The 23,599-nt window shown below is 46.6% G+C and carries 29 protein-coding genes; 13 read left to right on the forward strand and 16 right to left on the reverse strand.

Going from position 1 to position 23,599, the window contains the following annotated elements; genetic code table 11:
• Positions 1-2 precede the first annotated feature (2 nt).
• The 5 genes from J7529_RS16245 (at position 3) to J7529_RS16265 (ending at position 4,175) form a co-directional block, all read left to right on the forward strand.
• Complete coding sequence (locus J7529_RS16245; RefSeq protein ID WP_271942773.1) at positions 3-125, forward strand: photosystem II reaction center protein L; 123 nt, start codon at positions 3-5, stop codon at positions 123-125.
• A gap of 88 nt (positions 126-213) precedes the next feature.
• Positions 214-330, forward strand: a complete 117-nt coding sequence (locus J7529_RS16250) for a photosystem II reaction center protein J (protein WP_271942770.1) — start codon at positions 214-216, stop codon at positions 328-330.
• 275 nt (positions 331-605) lie between these two features.
• Positions 606-1,169, forward strand: a complete 564-nt coding sequence (locus J7529_RS16255) for a DUF697 domain-containing protein (protein ID WP_318729851.1) — start codon at positions 606-608, stop codon at positions 1,167-1,169.
• 149 nt (positions 1,170-1,318) lie between these two features.
• Positions 1,319-3,175: a precorrin-3B C(17)-methyltransferase gene (gene cobJ, locus J7529_RS16260; protein ID WP_318729852.1), complete on the forward strand. Its 1,857-nt coding sequence runs from the start codon at positions 1,319-1,321 to the stop codon at positions 3,173-3,175.
• A gap of 67 nt (positions 3,176-3,242) precedes the next feature.
• Positions 3,243-4,175 (forward strand): glycosyltransferase family 2 protein, encoded by a 933-nt coding sequence (locus J7529_RS16265; protein ID WP_318729853.1) that lies wholly within the window; start codon positions 3,243-3,245, stop codon positions 4,173-4,175.
• 138 nt (positions 4,176-4,313) lie between these two features.
• Here J7529_RS16265 and J7529_RS16270 read toward each other — a convergent pair whose 3' ends face one another.
• Both J7529_RS16270 and J7529_RS16275 read right to left on the reverse strand, forming a co-directional pair.
• Positions 4,314-5,366 carry a hypothetical protein gene (locus J7529_RS16270; RefSeq protein ID WP_318729854.1) on the reverse strand — a complete coding sequence of 351 codons (1,053 nt, stop codon included), beginning with the start codon at positions 5,364-5,366 and terminating at the stop codon, positions 4,314-4,316.
• A 150-nt stretch (positions 5,367-5,516) separates the two neighbouring features.
• On the reverse strand, positions 5,517-6,743 hold the full coding sequence (locus J7529_RS16275) for a pentapeptide repeat-containing protein (protein WP_318729855.1): 1,227 nt from the start codon (positions 6,741-6,743) through the stop codon (positions 5,517-5,519).
• A gap of 30 nt (positions 6,744-6,773) precedes the next feature.
• On the opposite strand from J7529_RS16275, the gene J7529_RS16280 reads away from it, so the two are divergent.
• Entirely contained in the window at positions 6,774-8,417 is a 1,644-nt protein-coding gene (locus tag J7529_RS16280; protein WP_318729856.1) for a tetratricopeptide repeat protein, read from the forward strand.
• A 63-nt stretch (positions 8,418-8,480) separates the two neighbouring features.
• Here J7529_RS16280 and J7529_RS16285 read toward each other — a convergent pair whose 3' ends face one another.
• Both J7529_RS16285 and J7529_RS16290 read right to left on the reverse strand, forming a co-directional pair.
• A complete protein-coding gene (locus tag J7529_RS16285; RefSeq protein ID WP_318729857.1) occupies positions 8,481-8,678 on the reverse strand; it encodes a hypothetical protein in 198 nt (65 codons plus the stop codon).
• A 205-nt stretch (positions 8,679-8,883) separates the two neighbouring features.
• Positions 8,884-9,036, reverse strand: a complete 153-nt coding sequence (locus tag J7529_RS16290; protein WP_318729858.1) for a hypothetical protein — start codon at positions 9,034-9,036, stop codon at positions 8,884-8,886.
• A gap of 21 nt (positions 9,037-9,057) precedes the next feature.
• On the opposite strand from J7529_RS16290, the gene J7529_RS16295 reads away from it, so the two are divergent.
• From J7529_RS16295 to J7529_RS16305, 3 genes are read left to right on the forward strand one after another with little or no spacing between them, the layout of a single operon-like run.
• A complete protein-coding gene (locus tag J7529_RS16295; RefSeq protein ID WP_318729859.1) occupies positions 9,058-9,282 on the forward strand; it encodes a hypothetical protein in 225 nt (74 codons plus the stop codon).
• Positions 9,279-9,512, forward strand: a complete 234-nt coding sequence (locus J7529_RS16300; RefSeq protein ID WP_271942747.1) for a hypothetical protein — start codon at positions 9,279-9,281, stop codon at positions 9,510-9,512. Before J7529_RS16295 ends, J7529_RS16300 begins: the two co-directional genes overlap by 4 nt.
• Positions 9,513-9,521: 9 nt before the next feature.
• Positions 9,522-9,740, forward strand: coding sequence for a hypothetical protein (locus J7529_RS16305; RefSeq protein WP_271942744.1), 219 nt, complete (start codon positions 9,522-9,524; stop codon positions 9,738-9,740).
• On the opposite strand, the gene J7529_RS16310 is transcribed toward J7529_RS16305, so the two are convergent.
• The 6 genes from J7529_RS16310 to J7529_RS16330 form a co-directional block, all read right to left on the reverse strand.
• Positions 9,730-9,981 (reverse strand): hypothetical protein, encoded by a 252-nt coding sequence (locus tag J7529_RS16310; protein ID WP_318729860.1) that lies wholly within the window; start codon positions 9,979-9,981, stop codon positions 9,730-9,732. The two genes, J7529_RS16305 and J7529_RS16310, sit on opposite strands and share 11 nt — an antisense overlap.
• 161 nt (positions 9,982-10,142) lie before the next feature.
• Entirely contained in the window at positions 10,143-10,316 is a 174-nt protein-coding gene (locus J7529_RS24775; protein WP_413038901.1) for a hypothetical protein, read from the reverse strand.
• Between the two features lie 21 nt (positions 10,317-10,337).
• Positions 10,338-11,396 (reverse strand): RNA-directed DNA polymerase, encoded by a 1,059-nt coding sequence (locus J7529_RS16315; RefSeq protein WP_318729861.1) that lies wholly within the window; start codon positions 11,394-11,396, stop codon positions 10,338-10,340.
• Positions 11,393-11,743, reverse strand: a complete 351-nt coding sequence (avd, locus tag J7529_RS16320) for a diversity-generating retroelement protein Avd (RefSeq protein WP_318729862.1) — start codon at positions 11,741-11,743, stop codon at positions 11,393-11,395. The genes J7529_RS16315 and avd overlap by 4 nt, the downstream gene beginning before the upstream one ends.
• Before the next feature lie 91 nt (positions 11,744-11,834).
• A complete protein-coding gene (locus J7529_RS16325; RefSeq protein ID WP_318729863.1) occupies positions 11,835-14,570 on the reverse strand; it encodes an SUMF1/EgtB/PvdO family nonheme iron enzyme in 2,736 nt (911 codons plus the stop codon).
• Between the two features lie 211 nt (positions 14,571-14,781).
• Positions 14,782-15,723, reverse strand: a complete 942-nt coding sequence (locus tag J7529_RS16330; protein ID WP_318729864.1) for a hypothetical protein — start codon at positions 15,721-15,723, stop codon at positions 14,782-14,784.
• Positions 15,724-15,911: 188 nt separating this feature from the next.
• On the opposite strand from J7529_RS16330, the gene glyA reads away from it, so the two are divergent.
• On the forward strand, positions 15,912-17,204 hold the full coding sequence (gene glyA, locus J7529_RS16335) for a serine hydroxymethyltransferase (protein ID WP_318729865.1): 1,293 nt from the start codon (positions 15,912-15,914) through the stop codon (positions 17,202-17,204).
• A gap of 185 nt (positions 17,205-17,389) precedes the next feature.
• A complete protein-coding gene (locus J7529_RS16340) occupies positions 17,390-18,442 on the forward strand; it encodes a glycosyltransferase family 4 protein (RefSeq protein ID WP_271942724.1) in 1,053 nt (350 codons plus the stop codon).
• Here J7529_RS16340 and bioF read toward each other — a convergent pair whose 3' ends face one another.
• Genes bioF through J7529_RS16355 form a run of 3 tightly spaced genes read right to left on the reverse strand, consistent with a single transcriptional unit; the run spans position 18,443 to position 21,081 of the window.
• The gene (bioF, locus tag J7529_RS16345; protein ID WP_318729866.1) at positions 18,443-19,609 is read right to left on the reverse strand and encodes an 8-amino-7-oxononanoate synthase; all 1,167 of its coding nucleotides are present in this window, start codon (positions 19,607-19,609) and stop codon (positions 18,443-18,445) included. It lies immediately after the preceding gene.
• A 43-nt stretch (positions 19,610-19,652) separates the two neighbouring features.
• Positions 19,653-20,423, reverse strand: a complete 771-nt coding sequence (locus J7529_RS16350; RefSeq protein ID WP_318729867.1) for a pentapeptide repeat-containing protein — start codon at positions 20,421-20,423, stop codon at positions 19,653-19,655.
• A 19-nt stretch (positions 20,424-20,442) separates the two neighbouring features.
• Positions 20,443-21,081: a hypothetical protein gene (locus J7529_RS16355; RefSeq protein ID WP_318729868.1), complete on the reverse strand. Its 639-nt coding sequence runs from the start codon at positions 21,079-21,081 to the stop codon at positions 20,443-20,445.
• A 157-nt stretch (positions 21,082-21,238) separates the two neighbouring features.
• Here J7529_RS16355 and J7529_RS16360 point away from each other — a divergent pair, with 157 nt between their 5' ends.
• Positions 21,239-21,880 (forward strand): HIT family protein, encoded by a 642-nt coding sequence (locus J7529_RS16360; protein WP_413038902.1) that lies wholly within the window; start codon positions 21,239-21,241, stop codon positions 21,878-21,880.
• Positions 21,881-21,975: 95 nt separating this feature from the next.
• Entirely contained in the window at positions 21,976-22,584 is a 609-nt protein-coding gene (gene rpsD / locus J7529_RS16365; protein ID WP_271942715.1) for a 30S ribosomal protein S4, read from the forward strand.
• A 65-nt stretch (positions 22,585-22,649) separates the two neighbouring features.
• Here the strand turns inward: rpsD and J7529_RS16370 are convergent, their stop codons facing one another.
• The 3 genes from J7529_RS16370 to J7529_RS16380 form a co-directional block, all read right to left on the reverse strand.
• Positions 22,650-22,877 (reverse strand): hypothetical protein, encoded by a 228-nt coding sequence (locus J7529_RS16370; RefSeq protein WP_271942713.1) that lies wholly within the window; start codon positions 22,875-22,877, stop codon positions 22,650-22,652.
• Positions 22,878-22,911: 34 nt separating this feature from the next.
• Complete coding sequence (locus J7529_RS16375) at positions 22,912-23,109, reverse strand: hypothetical protein (protein WP_271942710.1); 198 nt, start codon at positions 23,107-23,109, stop codon at positions 22,912-22,914.
• A 223-nt stretch (positions 23,110-23,332) separates the two neighbouring features.
• Positions 23,333-23,572 (reverse strand): DUF5340 domain-containing protein, encoded by a 240-nt coding sequence (locus J7529_RS16380; protein WP_271942707.1) that lies wholly within the window; start codon positions 23,570-23,572, stop codon positions 23,333-23,335.
• Positions 23,573-23,599: the final 27 nt, after the last annotated feature.

A 23,599-nucleotide genomic window follows, 5' to 3' on the forward strand; every position in this document is an offset into this window, starting at 1 on the left:
AAATGCCCACCCGTAATCAAAATCCAAATAAGCAACCTGTTGAACTCAATCGGACATCCCTTTATTTGGGCTTGTTGCTGATTTTTGTATTGGGGATCTTATTTTCCAGTTACTTCTTTAATTAATTGGGTTGCTCTGAACTGTTCTCTACCTGCTCATTTAGGGTGGAGAACTGCTTAATAGTTGTGTTGTTTAAATCAGGAAGAAACATCAATGTCAGATTTTAGAATTCCCCTTTGGATTGTCGCAACTGTAGCCGGAACGGGTGTATTAGTTGTGGTTGGCTTATTCTTTTATGGAGCCTATGCTGGTCTTGGGTCTTCTATGTAACCCATTTGAGCGCTATGCGCTGGTAATGGGTAATGGTTAATGGGAGGTTAACACCCTATCATCCGAATCTACCCATTTCTAGCCAGTGTATTGCGAGAGTTATATATCTACACTTAATCCACGCTGGACTGAACATCAGGAGGTGTGGGTTAAGTGTTTTTTGGTGGCGATCGCCTCAGTGATGCCCAGCATTATCGCCAACGTAGTGTACCTAACTTTACTTCGACACAGTTGTATTTTGCTATAATTAAAGGATAGAGCATTTGGTGTAAATTATGAGCCAAAGAACTGAAGCTGATGCTATTGTCCGTTCCCATGTTCTGTGGGCTATAGGGGGTGGGCTAATTCCTATTCCACTGGTTGATTTCGCTGCTGTGACGGCGATTCAACTGGAAATGCTGCAACAACTGGCCCAAGTATACAAGGTTGACTATTCCCGTAGTACCGGGAAAACTTTTGTGTCAGCCTTAACAGGAACAACGATCGCCCGTTTGGGAGCCAGTTTTCTCAAAGCGATTCCGGGTGTGGGAACGGCCCTTGGTGGTGCTTCAATGGCCCTGACTTCTGGGGCTTCTACCTATGCTGTCGGACAGGTTGCCATTAATCATTTTTCGAGCGGTGGTTCTCTGAGTAACTTTGTCGAAGACCAGGTAAAATCTGCCTATGATGAAGCCTTCGAGCGGGGCAAAAGTTACGTTTCTGACTTAGAAAAGGACAAGGGAGATGATGCAGCCAATATCTATCAGTCCCTACAGGAATTAGGAAACTTGAGGGATAAGGGTATTCTCACTGAAGCAGAGTTTGAAACGAAAAAACAGGAACTGCTCTCTCGACTCTAGTCTCGTAGGATGTAAACGCACCCTGCGGAGACAGAATATAGTACATTTGAATCGTTCTAAAGTAGGGGCAAGTTCACGAATCTTTTCCTTTTACCACCAGGATCTGAGTGAACTTGCCCCTACAGGGTGCAGGGATAGGAGATAAAACGATGGTTCAATCCGGGAATTTTCAGGTAGGGTCTTTAGTTGCGATCGCCACGACACCCCGCTGTGCCTATCGTCTGTTTCCCCTCACGCAGTCCCTCGGAGTGGAGCTAGTCATTTCACCCTCTTGCGCTCAAGCCTTATCCGGGGATAGCTCCCTCGTCTATACAGTCTATCCAGGAACGTTATCGGAGTTCTTACCCACCTTGTGGTCGAAGCATCAAGGCTTGATCTTTGGGTTGGCACTTGGTGCAGTGGTGCGCCTCATTGCTCCCCTATTGAACGACAAAACCACCGATCCGGCGGTTGTCGTGATCGATGAAACGGGAAATCATATCATCAGTGTCTGTGGAGGACATCGGGGAGGAGCCGATCGCCTGACGCGGTTAGTCGCGACTCAATTGGCAGCAGTGCCGATCGTTACCGGGGCTTGCGATCGCCTCAACTTACCCGCTATTGATACGTTGGGACTGCCCTTCGGATGGAACAGAGGAAGCGGAGACTGGACAGGAGTCAGTGCGGCGATCTCCAAACAGCATTCCGTACAAGTCATTCAAGATGCTGGCTCAACCCTGTGGCAACAGCATCTTCCCCACGATCATCCCTTTGAATTTGAATTAGATTCTAGCAGCGCCCAAGCACGGGTTTGGATCAGTGCCACCCAACGCCAATTTACCGCCAAGGGCACATTCCCCAAGGTGCAATGGCATCCCAGAGTGCTGTGGGTGGGGATCGGGTGCGAACGGGGAACCGATGAGCGGGTGATTTCCCAAGCGCTGGAGCAGGTTTTAGGGGCTGCACATCTGGCAGAAGGGGCGATCGCCGGTATCGCCACCCTCGACCGCAAAGCTGATGAGCTGGGTTTATTGGCCCTGTGCGAGACCAAGGGCTGGCCCCTGATCTCCTATACATCCCAGGTCTTACAGGCGGTTTCTGTCCCCAATCCCTCGGCGCTGGTTGCCGAAACCGTGGGCACACCCAGCGTCGCAGAAGCGGCAGCCCTAACCGCGGCTGGAGTCTCTCAACTGTTGGTAAGCAAACAAATCTATCGCTTTCCTGACTTATCCGGAGCCGTTACCGTGGCGATCGCCCAATCCCCCCAAGAATACACCGCTAGAACCGGTCAACTCTGGTTGGTCGGGATGGGGCCCGGAGAGCTACAACAGATGACCCCAGCGGCACAAACAGCGGTCACTCAGGCCGATGCAGTGCTGGGCTATGGGTTGTATTTAGACCTGATCGTGCCCCTGCGTCGTCCCGGTCAAATCATTGAGAGTTTTCCCCTCACCCAGGAGCGCCAACGGGCCGAACGGGCCATAGAATTAGCCCAATGGGGGTTAACTGTAGCGATGGTTTCTTCCGGGGATTGTGGCATTTATGGCATGGCTGGATTAGTCTTAGAAGAGTTGCAAAACCAAGGTTGGGATGGCAAGAGTCCCGGTGTACAAGTGTTCCCCGGAATTACTGCCCTACAAGCGGCGGCTGCACGGGTGGGAGCGCCCTTAATGCATGACTTTTGCGCCATTAGTTTAAGCGACTTGTTAACCCCTTGGCCAACGATTGAAAAGCGCCTGGTTGCTGCTGCTCAGGGGGATTTCGTGACTGCGATCTATAACCCAAAATCTCAGAAGCGTACAGAAGGAATTCGGCGATCGCAAGAAATTTTCCTGCAATATCGTCATCCCCAAACCCCCGTCGCCCTGGTGCGCTGCGCTTATCGAGAAAATGAGGACATTACCCTAACCACATTAGCCGAATTTGCCCAACTCGATATTGATATGTTAACGACCGTCTTAATTGGTAATCCCACTACCCGAACCCAAGGCCAATGGATGATCACCCCCAGAGGTTATTTTCCCTAGTAGTTCGTGTTCATGGTTTCGGCTATTGCCGACCTGGAAATTGTTAATGAGTAATGATGAATTGCCTATGTTCTTCAGTGTTGTGATTCCCACCTACAACCGTTTACCGATTCTGCAAAAGTGCCTGAGAGCGCTGGAGAAGCAGCAGTTAAGCGATCCGTACATCGAAGGTTATGAGGTGGTAGTGGTTGATGATGGTTCCACGGATGGAACGTTAGCCTGGTTAGCGGCAGAACGGGCGCAACTGCCCCATGTGCGCTGGTTTGAGCAGGAACATCAAGGACCGGCTGCTGCCCGGAATTTGGGGGTCAAGGAGGCTCAGGGCGATACCATTATCTTTATCGACAGCGATCTGGTGGTGACAGAAACCTTCTTAAGCTGCCATGCTCAGGCGTTGCGGGAGGGAAAGGAGAAGTTAGGGAGCGATCGCCTGTTTACCTATGGTGCAGTGATTAATACCTGCAATTTTGACGAGCCAACAGCAGAACCCTACAAGCTTACAGACTTCTCTGCGGCTTACTTTGCAACAGGGAATGTGGCGATCGCCCGCCATTGGTTGGAAGAAGCAGGACTTTTTGATACCCAATTTCAACTCTATGGTTGGGAAGATTTAGAATTAGGAGTCCGCCTAAAAAATCTAGGATTGAAGTTAATTAAATGTCCCCAAGCAGTTGGGTACCATTGGCATCCTGCCTTTAGCCTAGAGCAAATTCCCCGCATGATTGACCAAGAAATCCAGCGCGGACGAATGGGCGTTTTATTCTATCAAAAACATCCCACTTGGGACGTACGAATGATGATTCAAATGACCTGGATACATCGGATTTTATGGGGCGTGTTGTCGTTAGGTGGAAGACTCAATGAACGGACAATGGCTCCGCTGTTGCAATGGCTCATCGATCGCGGAAAACCCCAATTAGCCTTGGAAGTCGCCCGCATTTTTCTCAACTGGTACAATGTCCAGGGCGTTTATGCAGCCTATGCTGGGAATGGGGAATAGAGAATATAGCGCTGCGCGCTAGGGAATAGGGAATAGGGAATGGGGAATAGGTTTGAGTATTAAACCATGTCCTAACTGACTCTTTCTCTGCTATAGGAAAAAACGGGTTTTAGCCTTTCCTGCAATCACCCACCATTACTATGTTACCAGACACGATAGAGCGGCTTGATGACAAAACTGTTGGGCTTGTTTAAGCCAGGCTCGATCGAGCGATCGCTGGCATTCTGGAGCCGCAAATGCGCGATCGTAGGCGATGTCTAAATGGGGATATTCTGCTTTCGTTCCCTGTGCCAGCCGTTTAGCCGTATCGATGCGGACATAGATCTTTCCCTTCTTCATTTGTGCATTCATGAATGCTAAGGCATCAGTAGAAAAAATACGCGGAGGAGAACAGGAAACTATCTTGGCATAGTTTGATAATTTTTCCAGCAAATTCACATCAATCATTCCGGCATTTAATCCTCCTTGCGGATGCTCCCAAGGAACCGCTACTACCACATAAGAGGCATCTTCAAATCCTTTTTCTAAAGACTCAGCACAAGTGAGGCGATCCGGATCAATACCCCGTTCTTGCAGTCGGGATACTTGCCGATCTCTTGTGACCTCTTGTAGGGAGGGACTAATTGCTTGTATCTTCAACTTTTTTTCTATTGCTTTACAGATAATCGGTTGAGCAATATTGCCAATCCCTAAAACCACCATTTTCTCCTGAGCTTTGGCTTTCTCTAATTCTAAATACTCGATCATATGTTCAGCCACAAACGGCGAATTAATGCCGGGCAAATTACTCACAGAAATCCCATATTTATGCGCCGCATCTTTATCAATTGCCCGGGTATCTACCCCTCGACGAATCACCAGCAAGGGACGCTCAGACAAGAGCGCCTCTCTCCAAGAACCAAGGGCAAACTCTGGAACTGCATTATTGCCCACAATCAGAACATCCGGTTTAAACCCTGAAAGTGCTTGAGCTAAATCGATTAATGTTGGATCATTGGCTTCATCGGGAACTTGGGCAATTGCAATTCCTGGAATATATAAAATCTCTTGATGCTCCATGGAGTGATAAAGCATATGATGATCTATTTCTGTCAGTTGAAACTTTTCCTTGTAGAGGTTACCGATCGGTTCTAGATGTAGCTCTTCAATGATACTGCTGTGAATCGGATGAGACACTAAGATTTTGCACATAACGATTAGATCACGATTGGAGGCTAGACTCTAATCATAGAATCAAAAAAATCAAACTTCTCAATCTACAGATAGTTTTAATATTTGTAGTTTCCCAGTATTTGTAGGTGGGTATTGCCCACCCTACAGGTTCATTGAATTGAGATATCTTCAGCGCGTGTGCCAACAATAGCCGGGTTTACCATCGGGTAAAATCGCTTGGCAAAAATGGGTTCTAATTAGACTAATATTTTCAGTTGAAACATTCAATAAAATCGCCCCTCGTAAATCCACATTTAACAGGACAATGTCACGGAAATCTGCCCCTTCTAAATCGGCATTGCGGAAACTGGTATGGCGCAATTCAGCAAAACGGAAATTAGCTCCGACTAAATCAGCATCCTGGAAACTGGAACTTAAGATAAAGGCATTTTCAAAATTAGCATTTCTCAATCTTGCACCCGTAAAGTTGAGTTGAATTAACCGGGTATTCTGAAAATTTGCATCTCGCAGATCGATTCCAGCTAAATTGACCTTACGCAGGATAATTTCTCCTAACTCTGTATTTCTGAGGTTAGCCGTAAATAAATCAGCGCCTCGAAGGTTTGCCCCTTCTAAAATAGCGGACTCTAGATCCGCATTGCGTAAATTGGCTTGTTCAAAACTCGAACTGCTTAAATCGGTCTCACTTAAGAGCGCACCTTGCAGATTAGCACGATTAAAATTAGCCTGATCTAAGAAAGCACGACGGAAATCAGCAATGACGCTATCTGTGTTTTGGAGGTTGGTTTGTTGGAGCGAGGAATTTCTTAAGTCAGAGATAAATAAATTAGCGTTTTGCAGATTGGTTTGGTCTAAATTTGCTCCCACTAACCGCGCCCCTTGTAGGGAGGCTCCGTTTAAGTTTGCCCCTTCTAAATTGACATTTTCAAGGTTAGTGCGACTTAAGTTTGCTCCAGATAAATCTACTCCGGCTAAATCGCGATTTTCTGCTCCTTGATTAATTAATTCCCAAGTTAATCGCCATTTGGGGTCAATTAGGGTATCCTCGTCTAAACGGGCATTGCGTAAGTTGGCTCCAGCAAGATTAGCATAACTGAGATCTGCCCCCCTGAGATCTGCGCCTCGGAGATTAGCGCCTTCAAGGTTGGCTCGGCGTAAAAATGCACCTCTGAGATCTGCTTGTTGCAGTTTTGCCTGTTTTAAGTTGGCTCCGGATAGGTTACTATCGCGAAGGAAAGCCCTTTGTAAAGGAGCTGATTCTAGATTACAGCGATCGCAGTCACGGGTGCGTCGCAGTCGTTCCATATGTCTGCGCCTAAAGGCTTGTGCATCATCGGCAGATAGGGCAAAAATAAAGAGGAAGAGGACAAATAGTTTCAGGGGATAGATATTCATAAAGCTTTAGCTAGATGGAGTTTGATGAACGTGAGCAGTAAACGAAGATTTTGGATTTCTCTTTCTGGGGTAGTGCTGGGAATGCTCTGCGGTTTTCCCAGTCGGGTGAATGCACAACTGGAATTTCTCGATCCTTTTCGTCAACTGGCGGATTTTGACTATTGGGCGAATTTATGTAATTTGTCGGTGGATGAAGATGCGGGCAAAATGCTGGAAGCGTGCGAGCAGGCACTGTTGATGAGACCAAAAGATTCTCAAGTGTGGGCCGATCGCAGTCGTATTTTACTACAACAGAATCGCTATGCTGAAGCCATTGCCTCGGCAAATACAGCTACTCGTCTAGAATCCAAGTTTTCCCGCGCGTTTACCTATCGCTGCCAGGCTTTATTGAAGTTAGGGCGCTATGAAGACGCTCTAGAAGCGTGTGAAGAAGCGCTGCGCTTAGATACGAATTGGGGACAGGAAAATCCCGTCATCGCTTGGTATCAGCGCGGTTTGATTCTGATGGCTCTAGAAGAGTATCAAAATGCAGTAACGTCATACGATCGCGCCTTAAATTTAGAACCAGAGTCTTCCTTGGTTTTAACCTATAAATGTGGGGCGCTGCTAGAGTTGGAACAATATCAGGATGCTATTGCCGCTTGTCAAACGGCGATTGAGATCAATGATAACTGGGAACATGAGTCGGAAACCCTGGCGTGGCAATATTTAGGGGTTGCTTTAAATCAGAGTGAGTTGGCAGAAGGGGCGATCGCCGCTTACGATCTAGCTTTAAATAATAATCCCCAAAATCTACAGGCTTGGATTCAACAGGGAATGGCGCTAAATGAGATGGGGCGAGATTTAGAAGCGCTCAATTCCTACACTCAAGCCCTTTCCCTACAAGCTGATTCTACGTTGGCTCTCGTCCTGCAATGCGAAACGTTGAATAAACTCAAACGCCATGAAGAAGCCATCAAAGCGTGTGAAGCGGCACTCAAAGGTGATGGAAGATGGGGAGATATGGGCGTTGCGGGAGCTTGGAATCAACTCACAATTGCCTATACTCAACAAGGACAACTCGAACAAGGGTTAGTTGCAGCTAACCGCGCTGTGGGGTTTCGTCCAGATTTTGCCGAAGCGTGGAATAGTCGAGGGGTAACGCTCTGGTATTTAGAAGACTATGGGCAAAGTTTAGACTCGATTGGTCGCGCTCTGCAACTGCAACCGAATTATGTGCAAGCGTGGCTTAATCGGGGGAGGGTGTTGCGATCGGCCGAACGTTATGTAGAATCAGTAGGAGCCTACGATCAAGCCCTACGCTACGAGCCAGAGAATGCCGATGGATGGGCTAATCGCAGTGTAGCCTTATGGTATCTGACCGAGTACGATCGCGCCTTAAAATCGGCACAAGAGGCGATCGCCCTAGATGAAACCTCATTCCTGGGCTGGTACAATCAAGCCGTAACCTATGGTTCCCTCGGTCAATACGAAAGAGCTATTTATTCCTACGCTCAAGCTGTACGTCTTGCCCCCCAAAATGCCAGTGTCTGGGCAGCTTTAGGCGTAATGTTACAAAAAGCCGGTCGAGATGCGGATGCGGCTGAAGCCTTTCAAGAAGCCTTAAAACTAGAGCCAGAACAAGAAACCGCCCGTCAAGGCTTACAAAGCCTGAGCCGCAAGTCAGCGCCCTAAAATTTACTGAAGTTCTACTTAAGGATAGTGTTGGGTTACCCATTGAGGGATGAAAGTCAAATTCTAACTAATTTGGGCGATGCGGAATCCCATTTGACATTCATACTGATTCGGTATGTGGTGATCGCTTTTTGCCAAAGGATGACCACAGGTCAAATTTCCCTGTCTCCAACGAGGTTCACCACTGTGATCCGCCCAGCAACAGCTTTGGCAAACCGTTTTTGGTGAAATAATCCGATCGTCCATCATAATGACTAACATGACTCAATCTCCCAAAAATTTGATGTGGCAAATGCCTTTACCTTATATTGTAAGTGATTCTTAAAGTAAACCGTGCCCAACGATACAGAGCTTAATATTACCAATGGGTAATACAATCGGAAATTCTCAGTCCCACTCTGTCATTGCTAACTTGACAGTCATAATTGGAATTTGCTGATATTCTAATAAAACTAATAAATCTTTATCACTGGTAATGGGGATCTACCACCACAAGGGTGGATTTAGTGATAAAATCACTAAGATTAAACGTGAGAATATGGGTGATATGATAAGAAATCATCACCGCAACTAAACGAGCATCATGGATTCGTTTTCCCAGGATGCGATCGCTGGTCACTAAATCTAGCCAGAGGTTTGGATGAGTAACAAATCCTTATATGAAATAACACTTGAGAATGAAGATATTGTGGTCAAGATCGATCGCAATTTAATCAGTCAGGATCGAATGACAAAATTCTTAGATTATCTGGAACTAGAAATCATCAGGAACCGTAGCCAGTTATGTGAAACAGACGCAGAAAATCTGTCCGAGCAAATTAATCGAGATATTTGGTCGAATCTGCAAGATAAATTACTGAAGTGAACTTTGAGATATTTGGGGAAATTAAAAGTATTGAAATTATTGCCGTTGGAAACTCTATTCGAGAGATTGAACGGTTGCGAAAAGTTTATGGATCGGGTCGCTGGCGTAAGTTAAAGGGAATTGCTACTATTGAGTTAGAGAATGGAACCATCTGTGAAGCTGAATTGCACTGGTATGAAGCTCATGGGATCGGTAAAAAAGAAATCAAGATTAAATATATTTTGGAGTAAATTTAGTTTATGGAATTTGTAGTGTGCATTAATAATCAAGGTTATCCGGCTTCTTTGGAATTACGGAAAATTTATCAAACTCTTCCAGATCGGCACGCCAATTTGCAGGATATGATTCGTGTGATTGATGAATCTGGCGAAGATTATTTGTATCCTCAAGGGTATTTTATGCCTATTGAGCTTTCGGAACCCTTAGCCACAGCACTCTGTACTTCAATTAAAAATTAAAAATAATATTATTCTTTATACAAATAATCAATGTGCGATTCTGTCCGGTAGGATGACGATCTTCAGCCTTAATTGCATGGATAAAATCAGTAATTGGGTTTAACTGTTCATCATTGAATTGGTCTAGTTTTTCCTTGATTTGCTGAAGTAATATAGTTAGGCAATCAACGTTACTAAACAGATTTAATTTTATCACAAATTCCCCGTAGGGGCGGGTTATACCCAAATCTAAAACACCCACCAATCAATCCCCTAAACCCGCCCCACCCCACTAGGAAATTACAAAAGAGTGGAATTGGACAGCCTTTCGAGTCATATTCGCGAACATCACCTACTAAGCTGCCCAACGCCGGTTTATTTTCGGATGCTCTCGCGAACATCCCAGGAATAGGTCTTGACTCTTCAGAAATACGCCCCATTCATTCCCATGAATAAGTTCTGATTGCGAAGAGTAATCGCCAAGGGACATACCACGCGAAAACCGGTGTTGTTGTTCCTATTGTCCGCCGCATTCGAGTTGCGATACCGAGAGCGACAATTATCAGAATTGTTGTTCCAAGAACCCCCCCGAAGCAGCCGGAGTTGCCTACCCCTTCTTTACTCCCTGGAAAAAACCAGCGAAGCAAATATCTGTTGACGCAATCGCCAGGTATCGCCATACTCCAGATGGGCGCACCAGCTTTGCCAAGACCGTTGAATAGAGTCCATATCTATTTTACCTTCAGCGTAGTCATTTTGTAACGTTCGCCATCGCCGTCTTGCTCGTCTGAGGTTTTCATTGCGAACCCGAATAGAGTCGGGAAAAATACGAAAGCCTAAAAAGTTTGCTCCATGGCGAGTCGAAAACATTTGACTTTTAATCGGATGGATTTTTAGCCGCAATTGTACTAAATACTCTTCAATTTTCTCTCTCGCTTCCCTGAGAAATTCGCGGTCATTCGAGAACAGAGCAAAATCATCCACATAGCGAACATAGGACTTAGCCCTGAGTTGTTCTTTCACAAAGTGGTCAAAGCCATTCAGATAGATGTTAGCAAAAAACTGGCTGGTTAAATTCCCAATCGGTAATCCTCTTCTCCGCGCCAGAGGAGAGAGTAAATCATCTCCTGGAAAATGGTGAATAGCAACCGGTTGTTCATTGCTATGGTCAATAATGGTATCGATGAGCCAGAGCGTATCCGGACATTTGATTTTTTTGCGGATTAAAGACTTCAGTATTTCGTGGTCAATACTAGGAAAGTATTTTTGAATATCGCATTGTAAAACATAATTATGAGACCGGGCAAACTTGGTAAAGCGCTTGAGGGCGCGGTGAGTGCCAAAGCCCACACGATTGGCATAGGAGTCAGAAATAAAGGAGCGATCGAATAACGGTACAATAACATTACACAAGGCATGGTGAACCACTCGGTCTCGATAGGGAGCCGCAGAAATCATCCGCTTCTTCGGTTCCATGATGTAAAAGGTGTTGTACTCTCCCGGCTCGTAGGTGCGGTTTTGTAACTCCTGTTTCAGTTGCGCTAAATTCTGTTCCAAGTGATAATTAAACTCTAGTACAGAATCCTTAAATCGCTTGCCTCGTTGGGCTTGTCGTGCCGCTTGCAGCAAGTTACTGAACTCCACAATATCTGACCCAAGATAACCATAGCGTTTCATGAATTTTTCTCTCGTCGTTGCTGTTGTTTAATCCAACCGCCCAATTCCTTGCCAATTTCATTCATCAACCCTCCCACATACTCATAGCGTTGAACCGAAATTAAGTCAAAATCTCGCAGTAGGCGGGTTTGATAGCGCAAAATTTGTAGCCGACTGTTCAGGGGAATGAGAAGTTTCAGTTTTTCCGACTCATATTGTGCTATAATCAAGTTCTCTAGTAAATCGTACAGCCCCGCGATCGTGCGGTCTCCGAGGAGGAACTTGTGAGTGTGGGGCAGGCGATTGAGAATGGGTACATACCATTTAATCAGATCGTAGGTTTTCTGGATAATCGATAGTTCGTTCATCGGGTGATTTTTGAAAAAAATTCCGCCTTCGGCGGAAGAAAGAAAAAAAAGTAAAGAAGTGTAAAGGAAAAAAGGAATAAAGAGAAAAGGGCTAGGTCGTCATCGCCAAGGGACATACCACGCGAAAACCGGGGCCGAGGTAGCTGAACCTATCGTCCGCCGCATCCGAGAAGCGACACCGAGAGCGACAATAATCAGAATGGTTGACCCAAGAACCCCCCCGAAGCAGCCGGTTTTTTTGTTGAATTTTTTCATCACTATTTGACCATATACTCCCATCGTTAGGTGCGCCTGTATAGTTGCTATGCCACTCATCCGCGCACCATTCCCAAACATTTCCACTCATATCATGGATGCCCAACTCATTCGCCTTTTTCGTTTTTACATCATGGGTTTGCCTGCCCGAATTACCATAATGCCACGCCACCTCATCCAGATTATTGCTGCCCGCATACTCATAACCCTGACTCCGGTTGCCACCACGGGCTGCATACTCCCATTCCGCCTCGCTCGGCAGCCGCACCGGTTGCCCTATCAGTTCTGAAAGCTTCTGACAAAATTCCTGAGCATCATGCCAGCTCACGCACTCCACAGGACGGTTAGCTCCCTTGAAAGAAGATGGATTAGTCCCCATCACCGCCTCATACTGAGCCTGAGTTATCGGATACTTACCCATACGAAACTCCGGTACAGTTACCGCGTGAACCGGTTGCTCATTAGCGTTTCCTGTACTTCCCATCTGGAAGGTCCCCCCCTCCACATACACCAACTCCAAAGTAAGGTTACTGAGCGAAGTCGAAGTAACCGGAATCGGAATATTCAGCGCCTTCCGTCGCTCCTCCTCCCGTCTCCTCTGCTCCGCCTCCTCTCGTTTCCTGGCTTCCTCCGCTTCCTTCGCCCTCCGCCGCTCATCCGCCCGCCACCGTTGTAACTCCTCATACTTCCGCGCCGCACTCTGAGAACCCCTCTCTACCGCTTCCGCATAATTCGCCAGTGCCATCTCCACATCCTTCAAATTCCGATAAACATCCCCCCGCGCCTCATGAAAGTTAGCGTTGTCCCATTGTAGTGTCACAGCCTTATCCAAATCCGTCATTGCCTGCTGGAGTTCTCCCAACCCCTGATAAGCTAAGGCACGGTAATAATAAGCCATGGCACGAGGAGCCAGAGTAATCGTTTGCTCAAAATCATACCGCGCCCCCTCATAATCTTGCGCTTCCAACCGTTTCACCCCGCGATGGTGGCACGACTGGGCAATATCGAGTTTTCGCGAGTCTCCCAGCACCGACAAACACTGATTCAACTTCGCCACATACCCCTCATCGGCAATATTCAGGGCACTCCCCAGAGTCTCCAGCGCTTCACCCGTAACCGGAAGTTGGCGCTGGGAAAGCCAACGGGCAATAGATGCTTCCATCAACTGCTGCGTCGGGCTAGAATCGGGTAAATTGGAGAACGCCAAAGCCACATCCAACAGCAAACCCGGCACATCAAACCCCACTTCACCCGACTTTTCTATCAACGCTTGGTAGTGAGTCAGGACAGCTTCCAAAAGCGGTTGCACCTCATAGTCAGACATCCCCTCGATAAACTCAGCCAGCAACTCCGGCATTTTCGGCGCAGTGCCATGACGCAGTAAATGATAGTCATCCAGCGCCATCCCTGCCGCAAGACAATGGAATCGGCTGAGATATTTTTTCAGCCGCATAATACCGGAAGTCGTAGGGCGATACTCGACTGCAACTTTGGAATTTGAGGCTATACGTTTTTCTTCTCTGAGCAATTTCGCTAAGTTAAACTCGTCAATTTCATTTTCTTTAGCATCACTTATGGCTTCTTTAACCTCCGCTTCTGTGAGTTTCCCTTTCTTTTGCTGCCACTCCCGCGCCAACTCTCGCTGCGCATCATAAATAAACTCTTTATGGGAAAACTGGAATAAAATCGATTCTTTCTGCCAATCCGGTTGTCCCGCATCCCAGGAAAACAGGGAAAAATTGAGCAAATCTCCAGAAACTTTCGACTCTAAAATAATCGTCGGCACAGCCGAAAACAGATAGTGCAACGACAGCACTGCCGTGTCACCCTTCATCCGGTTCGTATCCCAGAGTCCTGTAATCGGTTTTGCCGGGCGTTCCGAGTCCCCTTCCGGATAATGGCATTCGAGAAAATTGCTCAATTCATCCTCAATATCATTCGCCATTCTCGGCAGTCCAGAACCTGCATTCGGATAGCGGTCAAATTCCACATCCGGAGGCGAAACCACCACCAAAGGAGGAATCGGCAAACGGTTTCGATATTGCTCGTAATATTGCATCAACGGTTTCGGCGGAGTGCGCCAAGGTTGGGTATCCAGAATGCGCCGCTCTTGATCGTTATCTCGATTAATTTTAGCCGTCAAGAACGCCATAAACAAGCTAAATTCCTGCTGTTTTTTTTGCAGTTCCTGTTGCAATTGTTGCCGTTGCCCCTCTAGCCACCGTTCGTGTTCGATGCGCGAGGCTAACCGGCGGTTTTCGGAGTCTTGAATATATCGAGTCAGCGCTTCTTGATGTTCCCTAGAGAGTTGGGCTTGTGCGGCTTGAAATTCCCGCGATAATGTTGCTTGCTCGGCTTCATGTTCGCGCCGTTGCTCTTGCAGGACATATTGTAATTTCAAACCTTCCAATTGGATTTTTTGTTGCTGTTCCGCAATCTGCCGTTGATTGGCAGCCATGATTTCAGTATTTTCTGTTCGGTTATCGATTATGGCTTTAGTGGGAAAGACAACAGATTTAGCCCAATTTCCAAATTTTTGCACTAATCCTTGTTTTCCAGGTAGTGATTTCATGATGATTTCCTCCGATAATTTTGTAGTGGACTGTTTCACCTAAAATAGAGCTTTGTTTGGTGTAAGCACTTTAGTGCTTAAAGCTGGAGAGGGCTAAAGCCCTCACTACAAACGAAATTTTAGCGAAAGGGTGGGGCGGGTTTAGGGAAGTTATGGGTGAGATTTCTAGATTTGGGTATAACCCGCCCCTACGGTGGATTGTTTTTTATTTTTACTTATTTTGCTTGTAGATTAACAAGGCGGCATCGTTCCAGGTTTTGGCATAGCCTAAATCTTGTCCGTTAGCGGTGTAGGCATGATGGTTATTACAATTCCAATTCCCGGCAACATTGCCATTTTTCCAATAGAAACTATTACCTTTATACTTGCCAACTTGATATCCATCTAGATAAACTGTGTGATCTGATGAATAAGAGGTGATTTTACAGCCAAAGGTCATAGATTCAGCGTTTCCTAAATGGCTCGTAAACCAAGACGGTTGATTGTGCATTTCTGTAGATGCCATATAATCATGACTGGCATCCATGGCGACTTGAAATTGCTCGATTGGAATTTTAACACCGCGCCCTTCCGGTGAAGTCGAATCATTGAGAATGACATGGGTCGGTGGTGCGATTTCCGGTTTAGGTTCTACACCAATCACTTGTACAATATGGTCGGCGGGTTCTCCTGCGAGTAAATGAGGGTCAATCACTTCTGGTAACCATTCGACGGCAGAACTAACTCCGACAAAAACCTCTTCACCCTGGTTTAATTTCGTGGTAATTTCCCCTAAATTTGCCCCTAGATGGCTCTCTACGGGAACTTGCGCCTGATTTGCCAAAAGTTTGCCAAAGTCCTCACTATGGGTTCCGTGGGCAGCGTCGTACCAACCTCGCTGTTCGGCATAGTGGCTCAGTTGCGCTTCTGAGTAAGGGTGATGGGTAAGATGCTCGATCGCCGATTGCTGCACGGCAATCCCACAACTATAATCATCTTGCTGCTGATGCCAGTAGTTCATTTCCTCGGCTGGATGTCCGACAACCGAGGACTGGTCTGAATTGGGGTCATAATGCTCATGGTTGAAATTTGAGTCTGAATTGACATCCAGGGTGGTGTCGTAATGGGTATCGAGCTGTGAAGATTGGCTACTGTCATCTGGGTAAGTGTTCATAATGGAATCGGTAATGGGTAATGGGAGGTTAGATGAATTCTTTTATTGTCCGTACACCTATTTTAATTCCTTGGGAAAGGGGGAGTGATTCATTTATGACCTATTCCCCATGCCCCTACCCCCTATTCCCTATTCCCTCTTCTTGGGACTAAACTAGATCATTGTGCCCATAAGAGGAAACACAACCCGTGAGTCAAACGAATCTATCCAACCTAGACTTGTTAAACCAAACTGACCCCACCGTTACCGAATTGCTACAGAAAGAACTGGGACGGCAGCGGGAACACTTGGAACTTATTGCCAGTGAGAACTTCGCTTCACCTGCGGTTATGGCAGCCCAAGGCTCAGTGCTGACGAATAAATATGCAGAAGGACTACCCCAGAAGCGCTATTACGGGGGCTGTGAATTTGTGGACCAAATCGAACAACTAGCCATTGACCGAGCCAAGCAGCTCTTTGGTGCGGCGAATGTCAATGTCCAACCCCATTCTGGTGCCCAAGCGAATTTTGCTGTCTTCCTCGCCCTGCTAGAACCTGGAGATACCATTTTAGGTATGGATCTCTCCCATGGTGGTCATTTAACCCATGGATCGCCGGTGAATGTCTCGGGTAAATGGTTTAAGGTTGTCCAATATGGGGTAAATCAGGAAACTGAACGCCTGGATTTTGACAAAATTCGGGAAATTGCCCTAGAGCATAAACCCAAACTGATTATCTGTGGCTATTCTGCCTACCCGAGAATTATAGACTTTGAAAAATTCCGGGCGATCGCCGATGAAATTGGAGCTTACTTACTGGCTGATATTGCCCACATTGCCGGTTTAGTTGCGACGGGACACCACCCCAACCCCCTTCCCCATTGCCATGTGGTTACCACCACCACCCACAAAACCCTGCGCGGCCCCAGGGGTGGATTAATTATGACCAATGATAATAAATTGGGCAAAGCCTTCAATAAAGCGGTCTTCCCTGGAACCCAAGGGGGTCCCCTAGAGCATGTGATTGCGGCTAAAGCAGTAGCCTTTGGAGAAGCCTTACAACCAGCGTTTAAGGACTATTCTGGGCAAGTGATCAAAAACGCAACAGCTCTAGCCAAACAACTACAAAACCGAGGGCTGAAAATCGTTTCTGGAGGTACAGATAACCATTTAATGCTGGTGGATCTGCGCTCTGTTAACATGACCGGTAAACAGGCCGATCAATTGGTCAGTACGGTTAATATTACTGCCAATAAAAATACCGTTCCCTTCGATCCCGAATCGCCCTTTGTCACCAGTGGGCTGCGCTTAGGCTCTCCTGCAATGACCACGCGGGGCATGGGAGAAGCAGAGTTTACGGAAATTGGCAATATTATGAGTGACTTGCTCATCAATCCAGAGGATGAAGCAATTCGTCAAGAGTGTAAACAAAGAGTGGCCACTCTGTGCGATCGCTTCCCCCTCTATCCTCACCTGGAAATTCGGACTCCTGCCCTGGTGTGATGAGGGAAATAGGGAGGATGGGAAAATAGCCTATTGCCTATGACCTATTGCCTATTGCCTATTACCTATTCCCCATCCCCTTGACATCTGTAATGAATGATGTCTGAAATGTAGTAGAACCCTAGTAGACCTCCTACCTAATTAAACCCTTGACTCTGCTCTCGGTCTTATCCACAGAATTTCAGATGCCTTTACAGATGTACCATCTGATTGCCTTCATTGTATCCACTTTGGTTGTCCTTGGGAGTACCCCCATCGTCAAGCATCTTGGCTTGAAAAGTGGGAAAGTTGATAATCCCAATGGACGCAAAGTTCACTCCCGACCTATGGTGCGCTTGGGAGGAGTTTCGATTTTTCTGGGTACGCTCACTGCTCTATTAATTGTCTGGTGGGCGGGCGGATTTGGAATTTTACCCCCCGATAAAGAATACGAAGTGTGGGGGGTAACCATTGGCGGTTTAGCCTTTTTTGCGATCGGTTTAGCCGACGATCTCTTTAGTTTGTCCCCATTCTCCCGCTTGTTTATGCAAGTGGTGGTTGCCCTCGGTGCATGGCAGGTGGGCGTACAAATCAACTTTTTAAGCATTCCCTTGATGGGATTAGTGACTCTGCCGGATTGGCTCAGTATTCCGATTACCATTTTGTGGTTAGTGGGCATGGTCAATGCTATTAACTGGATTGATGGCTTAGATGGTTTGGCTGCCGGAGTCTGTGGTATCGCGGCAGTGGTGATGCTGATTGTGAGCTTGTTTATGGATCAATCGGCTGCTGCTTTGATTGCGGCTGCTCTAGCGGGTGGAGCGCTTGGTTTTCTCCGCTATAATTTCAATCCTGCCCAGATTTTTATGGGGGATGGGGGAGCCTATTTTATGGGCTTTACCCTGGCAGGGGTGGGCGTGATTGGATTGGTGAAAACCACGGCAGTAACGGCAGTATTGTTACCCTATCTGATCTTGGCTGTTCCCCTATTGGATATGTCAGCCGTCATTGTCGATCGCCTGCTCAATGGGCGATCGCCGTTTATCGCCGATAAGCGCCACCTCCATCACCGCCTCCTGAATGCGGGCTTATCCCATCGGTTAACGGTTTTGTTTATCTATGCCCTGACCCTCTGGGTCGGCTCTCTTGCTCTCGCTTTTTCGGGTATTCCCAGTGGCTATGGCTACGCTGCTGGTGCAACGGCTCTGTTGATCTACACCATTTGGAAAGCCAAACAACAAACGGCAAAATCGCAATAATTAACCACACTTGATCATCCCCTCAATTAATGCTTCTAGATGTTCTGGCTGATGAGTTGCCATGAGAGAAATGCGGATACGACTGGTGGGTACAGTGGGAGGGCGAATGGCAGGGACAAAAATGCCTTGAGTTTTTAAATATTCTGATAAGTCTAGAGCGTGTTGAGGATTCTCTAGGGGTAAGCAAATAATCGGGGATTCTAAGGCAATAGGGGTGAGATGAGGACAGTGACGAGCGAGGAGATCTTGGAAATACCTGATATTGTGCCAAAGCTGTTCTCGGTGCTGGGGTTCGGTTTGAATCATCTCGATCGCTGTTTGGGCGGCTGCGGTATCGGCTGGACTGAGACCGGTGGTATAAATCCAACTGGGGGCGCGGTTGCGGAGATAGTCGATCGCGACGGAACGACCGGCTACATATCCGCCTAAACTACCGATCGCTTTGCTCAGGGTTCCTACTTGGATCAGTTCAGGTTTATCCAGTTGAAAATGTTCGACTAAACCGGCTCCACTACTGCCAAAGACTCCAGTGGCATGAGCTTCGTCGATAAGCAGCATACTGTCATAGGTTTGGGCAATGTCTAATAATTGAGGTAGGGGCGCAAGATCGCCATCCATACTAAAGACGCTATCGCTGATAATGAGCGATCGCCGATAGGTCTGTCGGTATTCTTTCAGTTTCTCGGTTAACGCTTCAACCTTTCCATGGCTATAGGTTAATACCGTAGCTTTACTGAGGATAGCCCCATTTTTTAAGCTGGAATGGTTATATTCATCACAAAGTATGAGATCGCGTGGCCCAGCTAGGGCAGCGATCGCCCCCAGGTTGGCTAAATATCCCGAACTGAAGACGAGAGCATCTTCTGTTTGTTTGAGTCGAGCAATAGAGGCTTCTAACTGCTGATGTAAGCCCCGATGACCACTGGTGAGCCGAGATCCGGTGCTGCCCGTACCATATTGTTCGAGAGCAGCAGTAGCGGCTTGGATTAAACGGCAATCGCCCGCTAACCCCAAATAGTTGTTACTGGCAAAATTCAGCACTTCCTGACCCTTGAGCCGGGCGATCGGCCCGGGTAAACCCTCCAAGGGTTGCACAGAGCGATACCAGTTGGCTCGATGAATAGTTTCTAAAGAGTGAGAGAGCCAAGAGTAAGGCGAGTTCGACATAAATCAATGGATGATGGGGGGATAAGGAGATGTAATCATGGATTTAGGGAGAAGGTCTTTTCAGCTCTGTTGAATTCAAAATTGCTCCTTGCAAATAGGCATCCTTCAACTGAGCGCGAATTAAATGAGCGCGGGTTAAATTTGTCCATCTTAAATCCGTGTGATACAAATCTGCATTCCGTAGATTTGCGCCCCATAAAAAAGCGCCTGCTAAATGAGCCTCACTTAAATTCGCTTCCCTTAAATCTGCTCGATGAAGATAAGTATTAATCAACTCGGTGTGATGTAAAACCGCATTGCTCAGAACAGCTTCACTGAGGTTAGCGTCTAAACAATTGGCATAACTTAAGTTAGCGCGCCGTAAATTGGTATCACTTAAATCCGCATCTTTAAAATTAGCTCTCATAAGATTCGCACCACTCAAGGAAGTGCCTCGCAGATTTGCCCCTTCTAAATTGGCACCGCTTAAATCCGCGCCCGTGAGATTGGCACCGCTTAAATCGGCTGTCCTTAAATCAGCGTCTTTGAACTGTGTGCCTATGGCTTGACTTTGAGTTAAGCAAGCCGAAGTTAACAGAGCACACGAGGCGATCGCCCCACTCAAAGAAGCCTGATGCAAATTCGCCCCTTCCAGTTCAGTGCGCGATAGATTCACCTGTCTTAAATCCACCCCCTCTAAATCAATTCCTGGAAGTCGATAACCCCCCAAATCCGTCTCACTCAGATCTGGGGTAATCTTTGGATTAGCCGTTCTCCACTTATGCCAGGTTGGGAGACCACGATAAAATACTGCTAAATGTTCAGAATTGGCCATAACAACTTCCTTAAATTACTTATTTGGCATTGGGGGGAGGGTTGTCTCGTCCAGAAATATTTTCCATTGCCCTCAATGCTGCTTCAGAGGCTGCCAGGATATCCCGTTCTTCACCTCCCAGATAGAGACGACCAAAAAGCCCTACCGCTTGCACTTGCAAAATATTAATCAGTGCCGCCTTTTCTGACTCATTGGCGGCTAGGGCTGCATAGGCTGCCGGCTGTACCTCCAACACATAGAGGGTTTGCCCTGATAAAATCATCTGTCCGCGACGGTTACGGTTAATCAGTTGGGTTTGATGGGGGTCAATATTGCGGATAATTTGGCTAGAAACAACTCGGGGTTTCAGGCGATCGCGCTCTGTTACTCCTAATGCATCTAAAATCGCCTGTCCTGCTTCCCGTGTTTCCCCCTGGCTACTCGAATGAATCTCTAACAGTCCATAGAGTCGCTCTACAAACTGCACTGCTGGGCGCACCCGTGTCGCCTTCAGTGCTACATCCGTAATCCGATTAACTTCAATACCTGGGGCAACCTCAACCCATAGTGATGTATCTCCCGGTAGAGGTAGAAATCCCAGAGACACCGTACCAATATAGGCAGCGTGCTGCGGTTGCAAGTTATCAATAAAAACATAGCTTCGTAATTCCGTAGCCAAAATCCAGAATACTCCCGATCTGTTTCCCTAGACATTCAATCATACAGCGCTTCACTTTGGTAATGGGGAGTGGGGAGATGGGGAGACACGGGGACACGGGGACACGGAGATGGGTAAGATGTCCAATAACTCAGCACTTATTACTCATTCCCTATCCATGAAAAAGCAAACCAATAAATACAGCCATCTCACTGCAATTGACCGTAAATTCTTGTCTTTTCCAGCAATGATGGAAGTCTCTTATCTCTTAAAACCGGGCGGAAAAGTCTATTATGCTGTCAGACGGGATGTTAGAAGAGAGGGCTTTCGGCAACATTATGTACATCAAAAACCAACTTATCAATGTATTGTAAAGCTGCCATTTCAGTCGATTTATATCGATGAGTCTTGCGAAATCTATGAGTATGTTCACTATAATCATCAACGACATTCAGACAATCGCTGTATTTTTTGCAATCCGCGCAAAAGTTTAAGGTTGCTTACTGAATCGGCTACGGCCTATGCTATGTTTGACGGTTATCCGGTGAGTAAGGGACATGTCTTGATTGTGCCCAAACGTCATATTACCAATTATTTTGAGTTGCCGTTTAAGGAACAATCAGCGTGTTGGTTTATGGCGAATAAAGTGCAAGAGATATTAAGGAAAGAATTTCAGCCCGATGGGTTTAATGTGGGGATGAATGTCAATCCTGCGGCTGGTCAAAAAATGGGACATGCAACGATTCATATTATCCCTCGCTACCGAAAGGATGCAGGAGGAAATCGAGGGGGCATTCGGCATGTATTGCCGAAAAAATAAGGAGTGCTACGCAGTGGTCAGAAGTGTTGACAGTAAATTCTTCTGAGGAGTATAATAGTAAGTCTGTGTAAAAATAGAAGAATAGAGGAAATTCGATGTCACGATACCGAGGCCCGCGCTTACGGGTAACCCGGCGCTTGGGGGACTTACCTGGTTTGACTCGTAAAACTCCTCGACGGGCATACCCCCCTGGTCAACATGGTCAGGCTCGGAAGAAGAAGTCAGAGTATGCTATCCGTCTAGAGGAGAAGCAAAAGTTGCGTTTTAACTATGGTTTAAGTGAAAAGCAGCTTCTGCGCTATGTGAAAAAAGCTCGTCGGATCACGGGTTCCACCGGACAAGTGCTGCTGCAACTGCTGGAAATGCGTTTGGATAATACGGTATTTCGGTTGGGCATGGCTCCTACCATTCCCGCAGCTCGCCAGTTAGTCAACCATGGGCATGTAACGGTTAATGGTCGTCCGGTGAGCATTGCCAGTTACCAGTGTAGACCGGGTGAAGAAATTGGGGTCAGAGACCGCGATCGCTCCCGTAAACTGGTAGAAGCTAACCTGCAATATCCTGGTTTAGCCAACATTCCCAGCCATTTGGAGTTTGACAAAGCCAAAATGAGCGCTAAAGTCAATGGCGTAATTCAACGCGAATGGGTCGCTCTACAAGTGAATGAGCTACTGGTTGTGGAATACTACTCTCGTCTGGTATAAACAGACCGACGCTAGACAAAGTCATTGTTGTAGGGGCAAAAAGTTTTTCGCCCCTACTTGCTTATTTAAGGTAAATCTTGAATATCTAATTCTTGACTGATGCGGTTTAAATCTTCCCACAAGTTTTTGATGCGGTTGTAGGATTCGAGAGGGCTAAGTTTGCCATTGCTCTCTAAAGCGCTGATGAAACTGACTTTTTGGGCAAATTCTTGTAAATTGGCATTAAAAACTAGATTGTCGGGGGTAAATTTACCGTGGTAATAGCTGCGGGGATATAAAAATTGTTCTTTCATCACTGGCTCCTTAACGGATGTTAAAAGATGTTTGTTATGGGGGTTGGGGATAAACCACTTGAAATTCGGATTCTTCTAAAGATAGGAGAAGGAGTTCATTGGGGTCTTCAATGGGGTTTTGGATCAGTTGCACAATCCACCGTCCTTTTGCTTCTTCGGCTTTGAGATATCCTAATGCACCGGCTGCATAATCTGGATAGAGAACCTGTACTAAAGTTCCTGGTTTTAACATGGATAGACGGTTTGCATTGACAATTATTGAACCCCTTAACCTTATTTTAACCCAATCTAGAGACAACACTATCGATCTAGATCACAATGGGAATAGAAGGGCAAACAGCAATAGATAATAAGCAATAAGAAGTATCTTATACTTATCGATTCCCCCTATTAACTATTACCCATTACCGATTGCCTATTGGCTAGTGCAAAGCGCTATATATCAGGTTTAGCCATTAGCGCTCTTCAGGAATACTTTCGTTTAGAGACCAACGATACTCTACAGGTAAGTTGGAGCGTTCGCAACTTTGTTCGAGTTGACGCTGTTGGGCAAGGGCTTTACGCAGGGTAGCAATCAGTTGGTGGACTTGCTCTCGTTGGACAGATTGGCCTTCAACGGCTACCCAAGTTTGACGCTCTAGAAGTTGTAGGAGAAGTTCATAGTGAACATGAGAGGGAACCGGAATAGGCTGCATAGTTGAGTTGATCGAGGAAAAAGAGGT

Source organism: Roseofilum sp. Guam, from assembly GCF_017746735.1.
Classification (GTDB): domain Bacteria; phylum Cyanobacteriota; class Cyanobacteriia; order Cyanobacteriales; family Desertifilaceae; genus Roseofilum; species Roseofilum reptotaenium.

What these genes read in the sequence shown, in the direction of transcription:
- J7529_RS16250 (WP_271942770.1), top strand. Translation starts at nt 214, where the DNA reads ATGTCAGATTTTAGAATTCCCCTTTGGATTGTCGCAACTGTAGCCGGA.
- J7529_RS16270 (WP_318729854.1), bottom strand. Translation starts at nt 5,366, where the DNA reads ATGTGCAAAATCTTAGTGTCTCATCCGATTCACAGCAGTATCATTGAA.
- avd (WP_318729862.1), bottom strand. Translation starts at nt 11,743, where the DNA reads ATGAACGAACTATCGATTATCCAGAAAACCTACGATCTGATTAAATGG.
- J7529_RS16375 (WP_271942710.1), bottom strand. Translation starts at nt 23,109, where the DNA reads ATGTTAAAACCAGGAACTTTAGTACAGGTTCTCTATCCAGATTATGCA.
- J7529_RS16370 (WP_271942713.1), bottom strand. Translation starts at nt 22,877, where the DNA reads ATGAAAGAACAATTTTTATATCCCCGCAGCTATTACCACGGTAAATTT.
- J7529_RS16275 (WP_318729855.1), bottom strand. Translation starts at nt 6,743, where the DNA reads ATGAATATCTATCCCCTGAAACTATTTGTCCTCTTCCTCTTTATTTTT.
- J7529_RS16285 (WP_318729857.1), bottom strand. Translation starts at nt 8,678, where the DNA reads ATGTTAGTCATTATGATGGACGATCGGATTATTTCACCAAAAACGGTT.
- J7529_RS16340 (WP_271942724.1), top strand. Translation starts at nt 17,390, where the DNA reads ATGCCTTTACAGATGTACCATCTGATTGCCTTCATTGTATCCACTTTG.
- J7529_RS16265 (WP_318729853.1), top strand. Translation starts at nt 3,243, where the DNA reads ATGTTCTTCAGTGTTGTGATTCCCACCTACAACCGTTTACCGATTCTG.
- J7529_RS16325 (WP_318729863.1), bottom strand. Translation starts at nt 14,570, where the DNA reads ATGAAATCACTACCTGGAAAACAAGGATTAGTGCAAAAATTTGGAAAT.
- J7529_RS16350 (WP_318729867.1), bottom strand. Translation starts at nt 20,423, where the DNA reads ATGGCCAATTCTGAACATTTAGCAGTATTTTATCGTGGTCTCCCAACC.
- J7529_RS16305 (WP_271942744.1), top strand. Translation starts at nt 9,522, where the DNA reads ATGGAATTTGTAGTGTGCATTAATAATCAAGGTTATCCGGCTTCTTTG.
- rpsD (WP_271942715.1), top strand. Translation starts at nt 21,976, where the DNA reads ATGTCACGATACCGAGGCCCGCGCTTACGGGTAACCCGGCGCTTGGGG.
- cobJ (WP_318729852.1), top strand. Translation starts at nt 1,319, where the DNA reads ATGGTTCAATCCGGGAATTTTCAGGTAGGGTCTTTAGTTGCGATCGCC.
- J7529_RS16245 (WP_271942773.1), top strand. Translation starts at nt 3, where the DNA reads ATGCCCACCCGTAATCAAAATCCAAATAAGCAACCTGTTGAACTCAAT.
- J7529_RS16295 (WP_318729859.1), top strand. Translation starts at nt 9,058, where the DNA reads ATGAGTAACAAATCCTTATATGAAATAACACTTGAGAATGAAGATATT.
- J7529_RS16360 (WP_413038902.1), top strand. Translation starts at nt 21,239, where the DNA reads ATGAAAAAGCAAACCAATAAATACAGCCATCTCACTGCAATTGACCGT.
- J7529_RS16315 (WP_318729861.1), bottom strand. Translation starts at nt 11,396, where the DNA reads ATGAAACGCTATGGTTATCTTGGGTCAGATATTGTGGAGTTCAGTAAC.
- J7529_RS16330 (WP_318729864.1), bottom strand. Translation starts at nt 15,723, where the DNA reads ATGAACACTTACCCAGATGACAGTAGCCAATCTTCACAGCTCGATACC.
- J7529_RS16380 (WP_271942707.1), bottom strand. Translation starts at nt 23,572, where the DNA reads ATGCAGCCTATTCCGGTTCCCTCTCATGTTCACTATGAACTTCTCCTA.
- J7529_RS16255 (WP_318729851.1), top strand. Translation starts at nt 606, where the DNA reads ATGAGCCAAAGAACTGAAGCTGATGCTATTGTCCGTTCCCATGTTCTG.
- bioF (WP_318729866.1), bottom strand. Translation starts at nt 19,609, where the DNA reads ATGTCGAACTCGCCTTACTCTTGGCTCTCTCACTCTTTAGAAACTATT.